General features: G+C 44.3%; 13 protein-coding genes. 10 read left to right on the top strand and 3 right to left on the bottom strand.

The annotated features are described in order from the left end of the window. Positions 1-5 precede the first annotated feature (5 nt). The 9 genes from mmsB to choV all read left to right on the top strand — a co-directional run bounded on the left by mmsB (position 6) and on the right by choV (position 11811). The gene (gene mmsB, locus L3V37_RS20610; RefSeq protein ID WP_237306933.1) at positions 6-902 is read left to right on the top strand and encodes a 3-hydroxyisobutyrate dehydrogenase; all 897 of its coding nucleotides are present in this window, start codon (positions 6-8) and stop codon (positions 900-902) included. Between the two features lie 9 nt (positions 903-911). Further along, the gene (locus L3V37_RS20605; protein ID WP_237306931.1) at positions 912-1670 is read left to right on the top strand and encodes an SDR family oxidoreductase; all 759 of its coding nucleotides are present in this window, start codon (positions 912-914) and stop codon (positions 1668-1670) included. 436 nt (positions 1671-2106) lie between these two features. Then, positions 2107-4155: a tetratricopeptide repeat-containing diguanylate cyclase gene (locus L3V37_RS20600; protein ID WP_237306930.1), complete on the top strand. Its 2049-nt coding sequence runs from the start codon at positions 2107-2109 to the stop codon at positions 4153-4155. A gap of 605 nt (positions 4156-4760) precedes the next feature. After that, positions 4761-5360 (top strand): transcriptional regulator BetI, encoded by a 600-nt coding sequence (betI, locus tag L3V37_RS20595; protein WP_017820329.1) that lies wholly within the window; start codon positions 4761-4763, stop codon positions 5358-5360. Between the two features lie 18 nt (positions 5361-5378). Continuing rightward, positions 5379-6839, top strand: a complete 1461-nt coding sequence (betB, locus tag L3V37_RS20590; protein WP_237306928.1) for a betaine-aldehyde dehydrogenase — start codon at positions 5379-5381, stop codon at positions 6837-6839. Between the two features lie 180 nt (positions 6840-7019). After that, on the top strand, positions 7020-8735 hold the full coding sequence (gene betA / locus L3V37_RS20585; protein ID WP_005373209.1) for a choline dehydrogenase: 1716 nt from the start codon (positions 7020-7022) through the stop codon (positions 8733-8735). Between the two features lie 36 nt (positions 8736-8771). After that, entirely contained in the window at positions 8772-9710 is a 939-nt protein-coding gene (locus L3V37_RS20580; RefSeq protein ID WP_005382646.1) for a choline ABC transporter substrate-binding protein, read from the top strand. A 77-nt stretch (positions 9711-9787) separates the two neighbouring features. Beyond that, a complete protein-coding gene (choW, locus tag L3V37_RS20575) occupies positions 9788-10630 on the top strand; it encodes a choline ABC transporter permease subunit (RefSeq protein WP_005392552.1) in 843 nt (280 codons plus the stop codon). 2 nt (positions 10631-10632) lie between these two features. Then, the gene (gene choV, locus L3V37_RS20570; RefSeq protein WP_042523602.1) at positions 10633-11811 is read left to right on the top strand and encodes a choline ABC transporter ATP-binding protein; all 1179 of its coding nucleotides are present in this window, start codon (positions 10633-10635) and stop codon (positions 11809-11811) included. 96 nt (positions 11812-11907) lie between these two features. Here choV and L3V37_RS20565 read toward each other — a convergent pair whose 3' ends face one another. Continuing rightward, positions 11908-12564, bottom strand: a complete 657-nt coding sequence (locus tag L3V37_RS20565; RefSeq protein WP_042523604.1) for an NAD(P)H-dependent oxidoreductase — start codon at positions 12562-12564, stop codon at positions 11908-11910. 243 nt (positions 12565-12807) lie between these two features. On the opposite strand from L3V37_RS20565, the gene L3V37_RS20560 reads away from it, so the two are divergent. Next, on the top strand, positions 12808-13242 hold the full coding sequence (locus L3V37_RS20560) for a globin (RefSeq protein WP_017633662.1): 435 nt from the start codon (positions 12808-12810) through the stop codon (positions 13240-13242). Positions 13243-13283: 41 nt separating this feature from the next. Here the strand turns inward: L3V37_RS20560 and L3V37_RS20555 are convergent, their stop codons facing one another. Both L3V37_RS20555 and L3V37_RS20550 read right to left on the bottom strand, forming a co-directional pair. Next, entirely contained in the window at positions 13284-14066 is a 783-nt protein-coding gene (locus L3V37_RS20555; protein ID WP_005373196.1) for a slipin family protein, read from the bottom strand. 14 nt (positions 14067-14080) lie between these two features. Further along, positions 14081-15454, bottom strand: a complete 1374-nt coding sequence (locus L3V37_RS20550; protein ID WP_237306926.1) for a nodulation protein NfeD — start codon at positions 15452-15454, stop codon at positions 14081-14083. Positions 15455-15975 lie beyond the last annotated feature (521 nt).

Raw genomic sequence — 15975 nt, 5'->3', positions numbered from 1 at the left:
ACGATATGGACAAAATTGCATTTATTGGCCTTGGTAACATGGGTGCGCCTATGGCTAAGAATCTACTCAAAGCGGGCTTGAACGTCGAAGTATTTGATTTGAACCCAAGCGCAGTTGAGGAGTTGACCGCATTGGGCGCTTCAAGTGCCGATTCCGTTCAGCAGGCAGTACAAGGTGTGGACGTAGTTGTCACTATGCTGCCAGCGAGCCAACACGTTCAAAGCGTTTATCTTGGTCAAGATGGCATCTTAGATAGCGTCGAATCAGGCACCTTGCTGATTGATTCATCCACCATCGATCCTACGACTGCTCGTTTGGTTGGCGAAAAAGCATCGCAACTTGGTATCAGTTTTGTTGATGCCCCAGTATCTGGTGGCGTTGCGGGCGCAGCAGCAGGTACGTTAACTTTCATTGTTGGCGGCTCGCAAGAGAACTTTGTTCAAGCCAAAGCGGTGCTTAGCCACATGGGTAAAAACATCTTCCATGCGGGCGATGCTGGAGCTGGTCAGGTGGCGAAGATCTGCAATAACATGATGTTGGGCATTTTGATGAGCGGCACCTGTGAAGCACTTAATTTAGGGATGGAAAACGGACTCGATCCCAAAGTGCTTTCCGACATCATGTTGCAAAGTTCAGGACGTAACTGGGCGCTAGAGCTTTATAACCCTTGTCCAGGTGTGATGGAAAATACGCCTGCAAGCAATGGTTATCAAGGCGGCTTTATGAGCCAGTTAATGGCTAAAGATCTGGGTCTTGCGATGGAAGCGGCGGTTGCCAGTCAAACATCAACGCCAATGGGCAGCTTGGCTCGTAATCTGTTTAATTTTCACAACGGTCAGGGCAACGGGCAAAAAGATTTTTCAAGCTTGTTTGAGTTCTACCAAAAGCAAAATCAGGCCTAAGGAGCGCTTATGGAGTTAGCAAATAAGGTCATTGCGATCACGGGGGCAGGGCAGGGGCTGGGTAAACAAATGGCACTGTCACTGGCGGAAAATGGCGTTCATCTTGCGCTTATCGACCTCAATTCAGAGCAACTGGCTGAAACGAAAGCGGAATGTGAATCTCTCGGCGTTACCGCTCGTTTTTATGTGACGAACGTGACTGACGAACAGCAGGTGTGCACTGCTTTTGAGCGAATTGAGGCAGATTTCAAGCAGCTCAATGGCGTTATCAATAACGCAGGTATTATGCGTGATGGTATGTTCATTAAAGTCAAAGATGGTCAGGTTAACACGATGTCGCTGGAACAATTTCAGTCTGTTCTAGATGTGAATGTAACAGGCACTTTCCTGTGTGGCCGTGAAGCGAGCAAGGTAATGCTGAACACCGATAGCAAAGGGGTTCTGATCAACATATCCAGCGTTGCGCGTGCCGGGAATATTGGTCAAACCAACTATTCTGCATCTAAAGCGGCGGTAGCCACCATGGCAACGGTGTGGGCGAAAGAGTTAGGGCGTTTCGGAATTCGCTCAGTGGCGATTGCTCCGGGTGTCATCAAAACTGCCATGACAGACCAAATAAAACCTGAAGCGATGGAACGTTTAATTGGAATGATTCCGGTTGGACGTTTAGGTTTGGCGGATGAAATTTCATCGACCATAAAATACGTGTTAACCAACGAATTCGTGACCGGACGAGTGTTCGAAGTCGATGGCGGAATGCGAATGTAACCCCCTCTGCAACATAAAAAAAGGGGAGCGAGTTTGATTGTCCGCTTCCTTCCACTTTCTTCTTTCTTTTATTGCTTCTATCTGAAAAATGTATTGGATGCATGGTCGACTGCTATCTCATCGAACGGTATAAAAATTGGTTCTATTTCTAATGTGAATGGTTAGTTCTATATTGCTTGTCATGTAAATGCATCAACTCACAACTAAGACGATCTTTTGTCTCACTAACGAGATCATTATTCTTGGTGTGTAAAAAACACTCTCATTGGTTATATTGTGACCGAAAACTATTTCGGCATCTAAAGATGGTGATTTATTATTCAGCGCAAAATACATGGGAATATGAGGCTGACTGAATAACCTTCAGTTGTCTTAATAATAAATAATCAGAATTCTCAATTACACTGAAGTAACTACCCATTAGGGAAGAGCAATAATGTCACTATTTCATTCGCTTAGGACGATGCCGCTATTATTGGGGTGTCTGTGTTTTTCTGTTCAGGCCTCCACAGAAAAGGTGGAACAGGAAGGTAAGTTTTTACAGTCGTTAGAAGGCATCGAAAATCAAATTTACGCATTACCTCAGAGTTCTTTAGCTTTGATTGAAGCGTTAGAAGAAGAGTCTTTACTACAAAACCAACCAACAGCGCTGTTGGTGCGTTACTGGCTTGCCAAGGCCACGGTTTTAGAGCTGCTAGGGCGCGTAGAAGAGAGTCAGAGTGTCGTTCAAAAAGGATTGGAGCTTGTGCGTCCACAGAGCCATGAGTATCTCCTGTTTAAGTTGATTCAGATGCGAACTATGGTTGGAAAGAGCGATATCGATACCGCGCTTTCTGCGTTGGATAGCTTGTTGGAAACATCGCGTGAGAATGGTGATAAGCAACTTGAATCAGAAATCCTGTTGCTAAAAGGACGCTATTACGATGAGCAAGGTGAGTTTAAAAAATCCTATGCTGCACTTATGTCGTCCATGGATGCGGCTGAATCTTCAGGTGTTCACGGGCTGGTAGAACGTGCAGCACTAGAGCTAGGTGACGTACTTGTCAAAATTCAGGGTTACGACCGATCTGAGGCGCTTTTGGAACAAGCATATCGCTATTTTAGGGATAGGCGTATGTCGTTCAATGAGTTGTTGAGCGTTTTGACGATAGCGAAACTTCATAAAGCACAGTTCCAATACGAAGAGGCGATAGCGTCATATCAGCGAGCGTTAAAGCTGGCTCAAATTATCGGTGATGGACGCTTTAGATTTCGAGTTAACCTTGAACTTGCAGCTTTATATCGCGAGACGAATCAAGAAAAGAAGATGGTTAACCACTTGAAGCTGGCGGAGAATTTACAGTACAGAGAAACGTCTAGCGCATATTTGGCAACATTTAAGTTGTTACAAGCCGAATATATGTTAGAGCAGCATCAATTTGAAATACTTTTAGCGATGATCGCACCAATGCTGCCGGAGATTATAGAGAGTCGATACGTCAAGCAACAGCAAATGGAGCTACTAAAAGTCGCCGCTATGGCCTATGCGGGAAGCAATGACTTTAAACTAGCATTCGAAACTTACGGTAACTATCACGATAAATTTATCCAATTTAGCAATCAAAGAGAAGTTGAAAATCTTGAGCGCCAGCAGACGTTATTTGAGTTGGAACGACTTGAATATGAGAACGAAGATCTCAACTGGAACAATGTGTTGCAGCGTATGGAGCTAGAAAATAACCGTCGTACTTTTTACTTATTGGGTGAAGCGCTACTTGCGCTCATCGGTGTTCTATTTTTGATGGCGGTAGTATTTCTCGTCGTCAATCGCTCGCGTTTGAGAATGCGTCGCCTCGCAAAGACAGACACATTGACAGGGTTGTTCAATCGCCGTTTTTTAGAGGACTGGTTCACTAAGCCAGTAGAAGTGAGGCGTGAGCGAAAAGAGAAACCGGTACCTCAATCTAAGCAAGAAAAGATACAACACTTTGTTTTTGAGCAAGTCGAGCAAGTTAAGTACGGTTATTTAGCTTTAAATAAATGGGTAGATAGCAAACTCGATAAACAGAAAATGGTGCCAAATAAACCACAATCGGGGCCAGTAACTTTAGCGTTAATCGATGTGGATTATTTCAAGCAGGTAAATGATACCTATGGGCATGTGTTTGGAGATACCGTACTAACGGGCGTTGCCAAAGTGTTGGAGGATACTGTACGTGAGAACGACATTGTTGCTCGCTTTGGTGGTGAAGAGTTTGTTGTTGTTATGCCCAATACAGACCATAAAAACGCCCTTATTACTGCAGAACGTTTACGTAGCGCTTTATCCCTACATGGCTTTGTTACGGAACAGAAAGAAGAAGTGAGAGTGACCTGTAGTTTTGGAGTCGTTACCACTGAAGATAATGCGATGAGTTTTAAATCACTTTGCGATCAGGCCGATAAATTGCTTTATCAAGCGAAAGCGAACGGACGCAACTGCGTGAAAGGTCGCTCGCTAGCGTAACAGAAATCAAAAGTTCAGGCTCATCGCACGATGAATCTGAACTTATCCCTCCCATTTACTTTGATAGCCAAGTGACTTTGAGATCCTTGCTTCGAATATAAAACGCTGAATCTAACATCTTAAAGTCACTTGGCGATATTACTTAAAAATGGCTTAAGGATATCGAATCGCATATTCATGGCGTTCAATATAACCTCTCTTTTTGCCTCCTTCACCTTCAAAGTGCGAATGCCACTTGTGTCTACAAAACTATAACAAACTAGGGTGTCTATTCTTTGTACAAACAAACCATGTACAGGTGAAATGATTAGTGGTCGATATAAATTTTTTGTGGCACAGATTTTTGTTGTTCAAAAATCAACTCGTTCATCATCGTTTTAAAAATAGAGAAAGAGTTAAGTGTTTGATTTTGTTTTTCTTGCTTGTTTGTTCTTAAACTGAAATCTAGTTGTCCCGACAAGTTCTTGCTGAGCAATTTTTCGTACACCCTCAACTTTTCATCCTTTTTTACTAACATTTTTCTTTAAAAATAATTTGAGTTCGAATTAATTTTCAGGCATTTTATATTTAACTAACCGTTCAATTAAAAATAACAGGGACGCAAAATGCCAAAGGTGGGGATGCCTGAAATCAGAAAACCGCAGCTTGTGAAAGCGACAATGTCAGTGATTGATAGAGTCGGTTTACACGCGGCGAGTATTTCGTTAATCAGCAAAGAAGCCGGTGTATCAACGGGGATTATCAACCACTATTTCGGTGGTAAGCACGGATTGCTGGAGGAAACGATGCGCGAAATATTGCGTCAGCTTTCGTCCACTATCACACAGAAGTTACGTGAGCTGCCAAGTGATGCTCATCACCAAAGAATTAACGCCATCATTGATGGTAACTTTGTCGGCTATCAGGCAGAAAACCAAGTTGCTAAGACTTGGCTGGCGTTTTGGTCGTACTCAATGCATGACGAGCAGCTCAAGCGTTTGCAGCGTGTCAACGAACGACGTCTATTGTCCCACCTAAGAAAAGAACTCAAAGCATTATTAAATGCAGAGCAGGCTGAATTGGTTGCTCATGGTATTGCATCACTTATTGATGGAATTTGGCTGCGCGGAACGCTCAACCCGCAAGGCATTGATGCAGAAAGAGCGAGAATTATCATCAACGATTATCTCGAAAAACAACTTACGTTTTATTCTGAAAAAATATAAAAGTTACAGGTCTTCAAAATGGAAATGAAAGCACACTATATCAATGGTGCGATGTACGACGGGTGTTCAGATGAACACTTCACCACTTACAATCCGGCGAATGGTGAGCCATTGGCCAACATTAAACAAGCGAACCAAGACGATCTTCAAGCAGCGATTGAATCGGCAAAAAAAGGTTTTGCTGCATGGTCGGCGATGACTGCGATTGAGCGCAGCCGTATTTTACACAAAGCCGTTGCCATTTTACGTGAGCGTAATGACGAGTTGGCTGCATTGGAAGTGGCAGATACTGGTAAGCCAATTCAAGAAGCTATCGCGGTTGATGTCACAACAGGTGCCGATGTTCTTGAGTACTATGCGGGTCTTGCTCCAAGTCTACAAGGTGAACAGCAGCCGCTCAGCGACGATCAGTTTTTCTATACACGTCGTGAGCCATTGGGCATTTGCGCGGGTATTGGCGCTTGGAATTATCCAATTCAAATTGCGATGTGGAAATCGGCGCCAGCACTGGCTGCGGGTAACGCAATGATCTTCAAGCCATCAGAAGAAACACCATTAACGGCGCTTAAGCTCGCCGAAATTTATTCAGAAGCGGGCATGCCAGATGGCGTATTTAATGTCGTGCAAGGGGATTACCGAGTAGGACAGATGCTAACGGCGCATCCTGATATCGCAAAAGTGTCATTCACGGGTGAGTCAGGCACCGGTAAAGTCGTCATGAGTGACAGCGCTAAGACACTAAAACAAGTAACGATGGAGCTTGGTGGTAAGTCTCCACTGATTATTTTTGATGATGCGAAGTTAAACGATGCCGTTTCTGCGGCCATGGTGGCGAACTTCTACACCCAAGGTGAGGTTTGTACGCACGGTACACGTGTATTTGTCCATGAAGGTATTTATGACGACTTTATCGCACAGCTTAAAGCCCGAACCGAGTTGTTAGTCGTCGGCGATCCGCTTGATGAGAACACGCAAATTGGCGCGCTAATCTCTAAAGATCATGAATCGAAAGTTCTAGGAGCGATTGAAGCCGCGAAAGCGAGTGGCGCGACGTTACTCACTGGCGGCTACAAAGTAACAGACAATGGCCTGGCTAATGGTAACTTTGTTGCTCCAACCGTATTTGTCGATTGCGATGATGACATGAACCACGTTCAACAAGAAATCTTTGGCCCGGTAATGTCAGTTCTGAAATTCCGCGATGAGTCGGAAGTGATTGCGCGTGCAAATGGCACCGATTATGGCTTAGCGGCAGGTGTATTTACTCAAAACCTATCTCGTGCGCACCGTGTGATCCATCAAATTCAAGCGGGTATTTGTTGGGTGAACACATGGGGTGACTCACCTGCGGAAATGCCAGTTGGCGGCTACAAGCAATCAGGTGTTGGCCGTGAAAATGGAGTCGAAACCCTTAAACATTACACACAAACGAAGAGTGTTCTGGTTCAGCTAAGCGACTTCGAAAGCCCTTACAAATGATACTACTCATAGTAGATAACTGACCACTTTAGCTTGTTAAAATGCTCGATAACTACGTTGTCAATTTTGATTGTAGGTTAACTACTTATCAAAATTTCCGCGTTGTTCTCAAGCATTTTTCCTACGCTAATTTCGTTCACTTATCTACGGTGATTCGTATTAACTCCTAGGAGAATAAAAATGCAACAACACTACGATTACATCATCGTCGGTGCGGGTTCGGCCGGCTGTGTGTTAGCGGATCGCTTAAGTGAAAGTGGTCAAAATTCGGTCCTATTACTCGAAGCGGGTGGGTCGGATAAAAGTATTTTTATCCAAATGCCAACAGCGCTTTCTTACCCGATGAACACTGAAAAATACGCGTGGCAGTTTGAGACGGTTGAAGAGCAAGGGTTGGATGGTCGCCAACTTCATTGTCCTCGCGGAAAAGTTCTGGGCGGTAGCTCATCTATCAACGGCATGGTTTACGTTCGCGGACACGCTTGTGACTTTGACCAGTGGGAAGAGGAAGGCGCGAAAGGCTGGAACTATCAGTCGTGTTTGCCTTATTTCCGTAAAGCAGAGTCTTGGATTGGTGGTGCTGATGAATATCGGGGCGATCACGGTCCAGTCGGCACATGTAACGGCAACGATATGAAGCTCAACCCGCTGTACCAAGCTTTTATTGATGCAGGCAAAGAAGCGGGCTACCCAGAAACAAAAGATTACAACGGCTATCAGCAAGAGGGCTTTGGCCCAATGCATATGACGGTCGACAAAGGCGTACGCGCTTCAACCTCTAATGCATACTTAAGCCGTGCTAAAAAACGCAAAAACTTCACCCTAATGAAGAGGGTGACGGTTCATCGAGTTTTATTAGAAGAAACTGGTGCAGAAGGAAAGAAAGCGGTAGGCGTTGAATTTGAAAAGTCAGGTTCAATTCAGCAATGTTTTGCGAATAATGAAGTGATTTCGAGTGCGGGTTCGGTTGGCTCCGTTCAGCTGTTGCAGCTTTCAGGCATTGGCCCTAAGGCAGTATTAGAAAAAGCGGGCATTGAGGTGAAACACTCGTTGGAGGGGGTAGGTAAAAACCTGCAAGATCACTTAGAAGTGTACTTCCAATATCACTGTAAACAACCTATCACGCTCAACAGCAAATTAGGTTTGGTGAGCAAGGGCTTGATTGGCACTGAGTGGATATTAACTCGCAAAGGCCTTGGTGCGACTAACCACTTTGAATCGTGTGCATTTATCCGCTCTCGAGAAGGGCTAAAGTGGCCAAATATTCAATATCACTTCTTGCCAGCGGCAATGCGTTATGACGGGCAAGCTGCTTTTGATGGTCATGGTTTCCAAGTGCACGTTGGACCTAACAAGCCAGAAAGTCGCGGGTCGGTCGAAGTTGTCTCTGCGAATCCGAATGATAAGCCGAAGATTGAGTTTAACTACATTTCCACTGAACAAGATAAGCAGGATTGGCGTGATTGTATTCGCCTTACTCGCGAGATCCTCAATCAGCCAGCCATGGATGAGTTTCGTGGGGATGAGATCCAACCCGGTCTGAACATCACAACGGATGAACAGATTGATGAATGGGTGAAGCAAAACGTCGAGAGTGCTTACCATCCATCTTGTACCTGCAAAATGGGCGCAGATAATGACCCATTAGCCGTCTTAAATGAGCGATGCCAAGTACGCGGTATTCAAGGCTTGCGTGTGGTGGACTCTTCTATTTTCCCAACCATTCCGAACGGTAATTTAAATGCGCCAACGATTATGGTGGCAGAACGCGCCGCGGATATGATTTTGGATAACGCCCTAGAAACGTCGAACAACGTACCAGTTTGGATTGCACCGGACTGGCAAGAGATGCAACGAATGCATCCGCCAAAAAGAGATCTCGATTCGATCTCATAAAATGAAAAAGTCAGTAATCATTACAAGGAATTCAACATGTCTAAGATGACAAAAATCTTCTCAACAATTGCACTAAGTACTTTAGCAACAGGCGCTTACGCCAACCAATGTGAAACGGTTCGTTTCGCAGATGTAGGTTGGACTGACATCACAGCGACCACTGCCGTTACATCAGAGTTACTTAAAGGGTTGGGGTACAAAACGAAGACCGATCTTCTGTCTGTGCCTGTAACTTACTCCTCTATGGCTAATGGCGATATCGACATTTTCTTAGGTAACTGGATGCCAACGATGGAAGGTGATATCGCGAAATACCGTGATGCAGGTACTGTTGAAACCGTACGCGCGAACCTCGTTGGCGCAAAGTACACGCTAGCGGTTCCAAAATACGTTTATGACGCAGGCGTAACCAACTTCGCTGACCTAGTAAAACATGCCGACAAATTTAAAGACCGCATTTACGGCATTGAACCAGGAAACGATGGCAACCGCTTAATTCAGTCAATGATTGATAGCAACGCATTCGGCCTAAAAGATTTCAGCCTAGTTGAGTCCAGTGAAGCTGGCATGGTGTCTCAAGTATCACGTGCCGCACGCCGCAATCAATGGATTGTGTACCTAGGTTGGGCGCCGCACCCAATGAATAGTAACGTTGAAATGGAATATCTAGCGGGTGGTGATGACTTCTTCGGTCCTAACTACGGCGGCGCGAACGTCTACACAAACGTACGTAAAAATTACCTCGCTGAGTGTCCAAATGTAGGTCAGCTAGTGAAAAATCTAGAGTTTAACCTAGAAATGGAAAATGAACTGATGGAAGCGATTCTTAACCAGAAACAGAAGCCATCAAAAGCAGCGCAAGCATGGTTGAATGCAAACCAAGAGCAAATTGAAGCGTGGCTAGAGGGCGTGAAAACGGTAGATGGCCAAGATGCGCTAACAGCTATTACAAACTACTTAAAAACAAACGCTTAATAAGCAGTATTTGAGCTCGTTTTTTTAAAAGAAAGTGGGCAGAGTTTTGCCCGCTTCATTAACACAAAGGTTTTATTTTGAATTTTATTACGGACAACAAACTACCGTTGGGCCAATGGATGGAAACTGGCGTCGATTGGTTAACCATCAATGCATCGGGTTTTTTCGATGCAATCTCTATTACACTTGAAACGATCATTCTTTTCGTGGTGGACATTTTTAAATGGATGCCACCTGCAGCGCCAATCATTATGACGGCGGCAATTGCTTGGTTCTTACATCGCAGCATTCCTCTTGTCGTATTTATCGTGTTGGCCTTACTCGCAATTCTCAACCTTGGTTACTGGCAAGAAATGCTGGAAACCTTTGTCCTTGTGTTTGCAGCGACAACGATTTCCGTATTAATTGGCGTGCCGTTGGGCATTATGGCGGCGCACCGTCCTTGGTTATACACCTTGTTGCGGCCAATACTCGATTTGATGCAGACCGTACCGACATTCGTTTACCTAATTCCAACCTTGGTTCTGTTTGGCTTAGGTATTGTCCCTGGCCTAATCTCGACCATCATTTTCGCTATCGCTGCGCCAATTCGATTGACGTACCTCGGCATTATTAAAGTTCCGGAGGAGCTACTTGAAGCGGGTAAAGCATTTGGTGCCAGCCGCATGAAGCTACTGTTTAAGGTGGAGTTACCTGCGGCATTGCCAAGTATTATGGCTGGCGTTACGCAGTGCATTATGTTGTCTCTGTCTATGGTAGTCATTGCGGCGCTTGTTGGTGCTGATGGACTTGGTAAACCAGTCGTACGCGCACTGAATACGGTAAACATCTCGCAAGGTTTTGAAGCTGGTTTAGCGATTGTACTCGTTGCCATCATTCTTGATCGCTTGTGTAAAGCACCAAACCAGAAGGAGGCATAATCATGGACGCTATTACTATTAAAAATCTTGATGTCGTTTTTGGTCAGCAACAAGCACAGGCGCTAGCACTACTAGATCAAGGGAAGTCTCGACAAGAAATCATTGATGAAACTGGCCAAGTGGTTGGGGTTGATAATGTTTCGCTGAACGTGAAACAGGGTGAGATCTGTGTCTTGATGGGGCTTTCAGGCTCGGGTAAATCAAGTTTGCTGCGAACGGTTAACGGATTGAACGATATTTCTCGTGGCTCTCTGAAAATTAAAGATGGCGACGATATGGTTGAGCTCTCTAACTGTGACGAACAGAAACTGCGCCACCTTCGTACGCACCGCGTGTCCATGGTGTTTCAGAAGTTTGCATTGATGCCTTGGTTAACGGTGTTAGACAATGTAGCGTTTGGTCTAGAGATGCAAGGCATTGGTAAAGCAGAGCGTCGTAAAAAGGCGCGTGAACAGCTCGAAATGGTCGGTTTATCTGAGTGGGAAACCAAATTCCCGCACGAGCTTTCTGGTGGTATGCAGCAGCGTGTTGGCCTAGCGCGAGCGTTTGCGATGGACACTGATATCTTGTTAATGGATGAACCGTTTTCAGCACTTGATCCATTGATTCGTGCTCAGCTTCAAGATGAATTGATTCTGCTTCAAGAAAAGCTAAACAAAACCATTCTTTTTGTGAGTCACGACTTGGATGAAGCACTTAAAATCGGTAACAACATCGCCATTATGGAATCAGGAAAGCTGATTCAACATGGCAAGCCAGAACAGATCATTCTTGCTCCAGAAAACGATTATGTGGCGGACTTTGTTGCTCACACTAATCCATTAAATGTGCTGAAGGGACGTTCCTTAATGCGTGACGATTTGGTTCGCGAAGATACGCGTGTTCTGATTTGCCCTGACAAAGATATTTGGGTGATACAAGAGAGCAAGGGGTTAAGTTTAGCGGATAAAGATAAATCGTTGATTCAATGGAAGAGCGACTCTTCGAACCTTGACGAAGTTAATGAAAACTCTCTGGTTCAGGTTAGTCCAGAAATCAGTATGCGAGAAGCGATTGAACTTAAACAGCGTAGCAATCAGCCTCTGCTTATGGTTGAAGATAATAAGCTGGTTGGTGTGTTAAGCGACAATGAGCTTTACGATGCATTGCTTGGTAATTTTAAGTCAGAGCAAGTTGCGTAAAGTTGACGCAGAACCAAGTAAAAAAGAGCCGCACATTAATGCGGCTCTTTTTAGTTTAAACAATGATTTAAGTCGCTAAGCTAAGACAATGGTCGACTATAGAGTCGTAATTACGTCATCCATTGCAAGGCGTGCTTTTGGAAGACCATGATTATAATCTTCCCCATCTTTATGGTAGCCAATCGCCAGCGCAACTTCACAAATATGGCCCTCGAGCTCTTCTTTAAACTCTTCTCCAATCAGAGCCGGATCGACACCTTCCATCGGTGTTGAATCAATGCCTAGTCGTGCCAATGTGTGTAGTAGGTTGCCTAGTGCCAAATAGACTTGTGCTTTTGTCCAGTTTCCGTTGAAGCCATTTTCGTCCGTATTTGCATCGGCAAAAGCGTAAGCACCCATAAAGTTGTTGTACATCTCCGCTGGCAAGTGGCCAGATGTTACTTCTGCATCCACACGTTTCGCAAATTTCTCTTTAGTAAATTTAGGATCGTAAGCAAACAGAATCGTATGTGATGCGGCTTTCGCGTGTGGTTGGTTAAACTGGTGCATATTTGCAAACGTATTGTGGAAACGTTGCTTCGCTTCATCACTTTCAATAACGATGAATTTCCATGGTTGTGAGTTGATAGAAGACGCCGACAAACGCAGTGCTTCTTTGATTATCGCCATGTCTTCTTGAGAAACGCGCTTGGTTTCATCATATTTTTTTGCAGTGTAACGGTTATTTAGATCGGTAATGATTTGATGGGACACGTTTATATCCTCTTTATGTGATGACAGATGAGGATGCACTAGCATCGGCAACCATGCGTACCTCGAATATGGGTTCATGATAATGGATATTTTTTCATTGATAAGAGGGTGTTTATTTAAATCACTTTTTACTTTTTGTTGAAAATCGATGTGAGTTGATCGATTTGAAACTTAAATGTCCTTATTTGGAAGCTTTTATTTGATACTAAATTAAACTCATATTGAGGCGTAGGGGAAAGCAACATGAACGTGATTGAAGTTTTTAATGATAGCTATGAACGTTGTACTTCAGATCAGGAGTTTTTCGACTTGTTCTACAAAAATTTATGGTCGAAAAGTGCCAACTTTAGACAGAAGTTTGACGGTATAGACATGCACCAACAAGTGAGAATGCTTAGAGGGTCTATCGTATTTTTTATGATGGCAGATACCTCGACCGAAGCGCACAAAATGGTGGAAAAGTATGGGAAAAAGCATGCAAGTGCAGATATTGGTATAGAGCCGCAGGATTTTGATGTTTGGCTTGAGAGTTTGTTAGAAACGGTTCGACAGTGTGATTCCGGGTATGATGCCGATGTTGAAACCGCTTGGCGAACATGCTTTAAAACGGGCTTAGAAGTAATGAAACAAGAATGTGATAAAGAAGATGGGCACATCCTTAAAGCGAGTACCAAATAAGGAAGTAACGTGAGTGGTCGTTACTTCCTAGGGGCAGAATCTTACTTATCTTGTGTCTCTTTATTCTTTTTCACCGCTTCGGCGATATCACTGACAGCTTCGACAAGATTGATCGGCATTGGAAAAATAATAGTGGATGTTTTGTCTGTAGTGATTTCAGTGAGTGTCTGCATGTAACGTAATTGCAGTGCATTCGGTGCTTCGTTGAGCATTTGCGCTGCTTCTTTTAATTTATTTGAAGCCTCTAACTCACCAGTAGCGTGAATGATCTTCGCCCTACGGTTACGTTCTGCTTCTGCCTGACGGGCTAGGGCTCTGACCATGCTGTCATTTAAATCAACATGTTTGACTTCAACCGTAGCAATCTTGATTCCCCAGTCATCAGTCTGTTGATCGAGAATGGATTGTAAATCCTTATTGAGGCGTTCTCGCTCTGATAGCAATTCATCGAGTTCATGCTGACCCAATACCGAGCGCAGCGTGGTTTGTGCTAGCTGGCTGGTAGCATCGCTGTAGCTTTCAATATTGTTAATCGCCATTTGAGGATCGACTACGCGAAAATAAACGACCGCGTTGACGCGCACAGAAACGTTATCTTTGGTAATTAAATCTTGTGTCGGCACATCCAAAACGACAGTACGTAAATCAACCCTCACCATTTGCTGAATAAATGGGATAAGGATGATCAAACCAGGTCCTTTGACTTCTTGAAATCGACCAAGAAAGAACACAACCCCACGTTCGTATTCTCTCAAAACCTTGAACATTTGGGTCGCTAGTGCGAACAGCAGCACCACGATCACCGCAACGGTATAGAGCATCATAAAGCGCCTCCTATTTATTTTGGGCGGTCATCAGGCATCACAGTTAAGGTCAGCCCTTTAACATTAACAATGGTGACGTGATCACCTTGTTTGAATTGTTGATGGTCTTTGGCTTTAGCTCGCCATAACGCACCGTTGAGTTGAACGCGTCCTTCGCCATCGATAAAGTCATCGCTTACCACGGCGACCTTCCCAGGGTAAGTCTCTAAACCCGTCGTTACACGCCGGCGACGAATTTTGAGCAGCAGGCCGACGGTCAGCACGATTAGAGCCACGGAAAATATGGCAATACCAAAAATCAAAGGAAGGGCGATCTGGAATCCTGGTAACTCACTGTCCATGAGAAATATCGAACCGAGTACAAAGGCGACAACGCCGCCTAAGCCCAAAATACCAAAGCTCGGGCTGAATGCTTCCGCTATCATTAGTGCAATACCGAGTAACAGCAGACCAAGACCTGCGTAGTTGACAGGCATCATTTGTAGTGCGTACATGGCAAGAAGCAGACAAATCCCACCTAGCACACCGGGTAAGCCAATTCCTGGGTTGTAAAATTCAAGAAGTAAACCGTAGATGCCGATGAGCATTAGAATGTAGGCAACGTTTGGATTGGTTATAACGGCTAGCATTTCTGCTCGCCAATCGGGTGTTCTTTCAATCCATACGGGATTTTCCAGTGACAATGTCACATCACGATTGTTAACTTTAACAGTTTGTCCATCAATGGCTTTGACTAAATCCTCTGGTGAGTTGGCTATATAATCAATAACGTTTAATTCCAATGCCTCTGTGGCGTCCAAACTCGCTGCTTCGCTTACTGCTTTCTCTGCCCATTCTGCATTTCGTCCATGAAGTTTTGCTAAGCCTTTAATGTAGGCTTTGGCATCGTTAATTACCTTTTTCTCCATTGCGGTTTTAGCGGGAACTTTCTCTGAGCTTTCGTTGGTTCCTTCTGGCGTTTCTTCCGCGTTTTGATCTTTGCCATCATCCGATGAAGGAGGTTGAGGCGCACCACCTAACGCGACGGGCGTTGCAGCTCCGAGGTTTGTCGCTTCAGCCATGGCGGCTACGTGACTAGCGAGCAAGATGTATGTTCCGGCACTGGCGGCTCTAGAACCAGATGGGCCGACCCAAGTCGCAATGGGAGTCGAGGAGGTGGTAATCGCGTGAATAATATCTCGCATTGCGCTATCTAAGCCGCCTGGTGTGTCCATCTCTAAGATCACTAAACTGACACCGTTTAGTTGAGCTTCTTCTATTTCACGAGATAAATAGTCGCTAGTAGCAGGCCCTATAGCGCCTTTGACAGGAACAATCCAAACGGTATTCGCCAGTGCTTGACTGGCAATCAAGAGTAAAGGTAAGAACCATATCCATAGTCGTTTCATGCAGTCCTCCTTGTGTGGTCACAGGGACTTTTTGAAATCCTAATTCAAGTATATCCAAATAACTTAGAGATGCTTGAGTATAGGTTCTAATGAATAAGTTGCCGAGGCTAATTAGGAGACTACTTTTTTATATATAAACGCTGTGTGAGATAGTAAACTAAAGCAAATTATTGGTAATTGTGATGTTTATGTTTATTGTTCAGCGTTTGATTAAGTTGGCCGTTATCTGTGCCGTATTCTTTACTATTTTCGATCTGATCTCGTATGGAGAGGTGACTTGGTTTCAACGGTTTTTGGCTTTTCTACACTAAACTCAGATTTCAATACGTTAGCTACTCATAAGGCGATAGGTTTCTTCCTATTCGCCTTATTACTCCCTCTTCAACCAAAGCCTTAAACAAAGCAATACTTAACTCGTTTTTTCAACTTCCTGTCGGTGGAAAAAACGCCAAAATGCAACTAAATTCATATCAATGACAAGTTTAAGGTATGTAGTTGATGAGGCAATTCAGCGCAATCGC

Source organism: Vibrio sp. D54 (assembly GCF_021728075.1).
Lineage (GTDB): Bacteria > Pseudomonadota > Gammaproteobacteria > Enterobacterales > Vibrionaceae > Vibrio > Vibrio alginolyticus.
Note: the sequence above shows the minus strand (reverse complement) of the source record. Positions and strands in the feature narration are given on the sequence as shown.

What these genes read in the sequence shown, in the direction of transcription:
- mmsB (WP_237306933.1), top strand. Translation starts at nt 6, where the DNA reads ATGGACAAAATTGCATTTATTGGCCTTGGTAACATGGGTGCGCCTATG.
- L3V37_RS20605 (WP_237306931.1), top strand. Translation starts at nt 912, where the DNA reads ATGGAGTTAGCAAATAAGGTCATTGCGATCACGGGGGCAGGGCAGGGG.
- L3V37_RS20600 (WP_237306930.1), top strand. Translation starts at nt 2,107, where the DNA reads ATGTCACTATTTCATTCGCTTAGGACGATGCCGCTATTATTGGGGTGT.
- betI (WP_017820329.1), top strand. Translation starts at nt 4,761, where the DNA reads ATGCCAAAGGTGGGGATGCCTGAAATCAGAAAACCGCAGCTTGTGAAA.
- betB (WP_237306928.1), top strand. Translation starts at nt 5,379, where the DNA reads ATGGAAATGAAAGCACACTATATCAATGGTGCGATGTACGACGGGTGT.
- betA (WP_005373209.1), top strand. Translation starts at nt 7,020, where the DNA reads ATGCAACAACACTACGATTACATCATCGTCGGTGCGGGTTCGGCCGGC.
- L3V37_RS20580 (WP_005382646.1), top strand. Translation starts at nt 8,772, where the DNA reads ATGTCTAAGATGACAAAAATCTTCTCAACAATTGCACTAAGTACTTTA.
- choV (WP_042523602.1), top strand. Translation starts at nt 10,633, where the DNA reads ATGGACGCTATTACTATTAAAAATCTTGATGTCGTTTTTGGTCAGCAA.
- L3V37_RS20560 (WP_017633662.1), top strand. Translation starts at nt 12,808, where the DNA reads ATGAACGTGATTGAAGTTTTTAATGATAGCTATGAACGTTGTACTTCA.
- L3V37_RS20555 (WP_005373196.1), bottom strand. Translation starts at nt 14,066, where the DNA reads ATGATGCTCTATACCGTTGCGGTGATCGTGGTGCTGCTGTTCGCACTA.
- L3V37_RS20550 (WP_237306926.1), bottom strand. Translation starts at nt 15,454, where the DNA reads ATGAAACGACTATGGATATGGTTCTTACCTTTACTCTTGATTGCCAGT.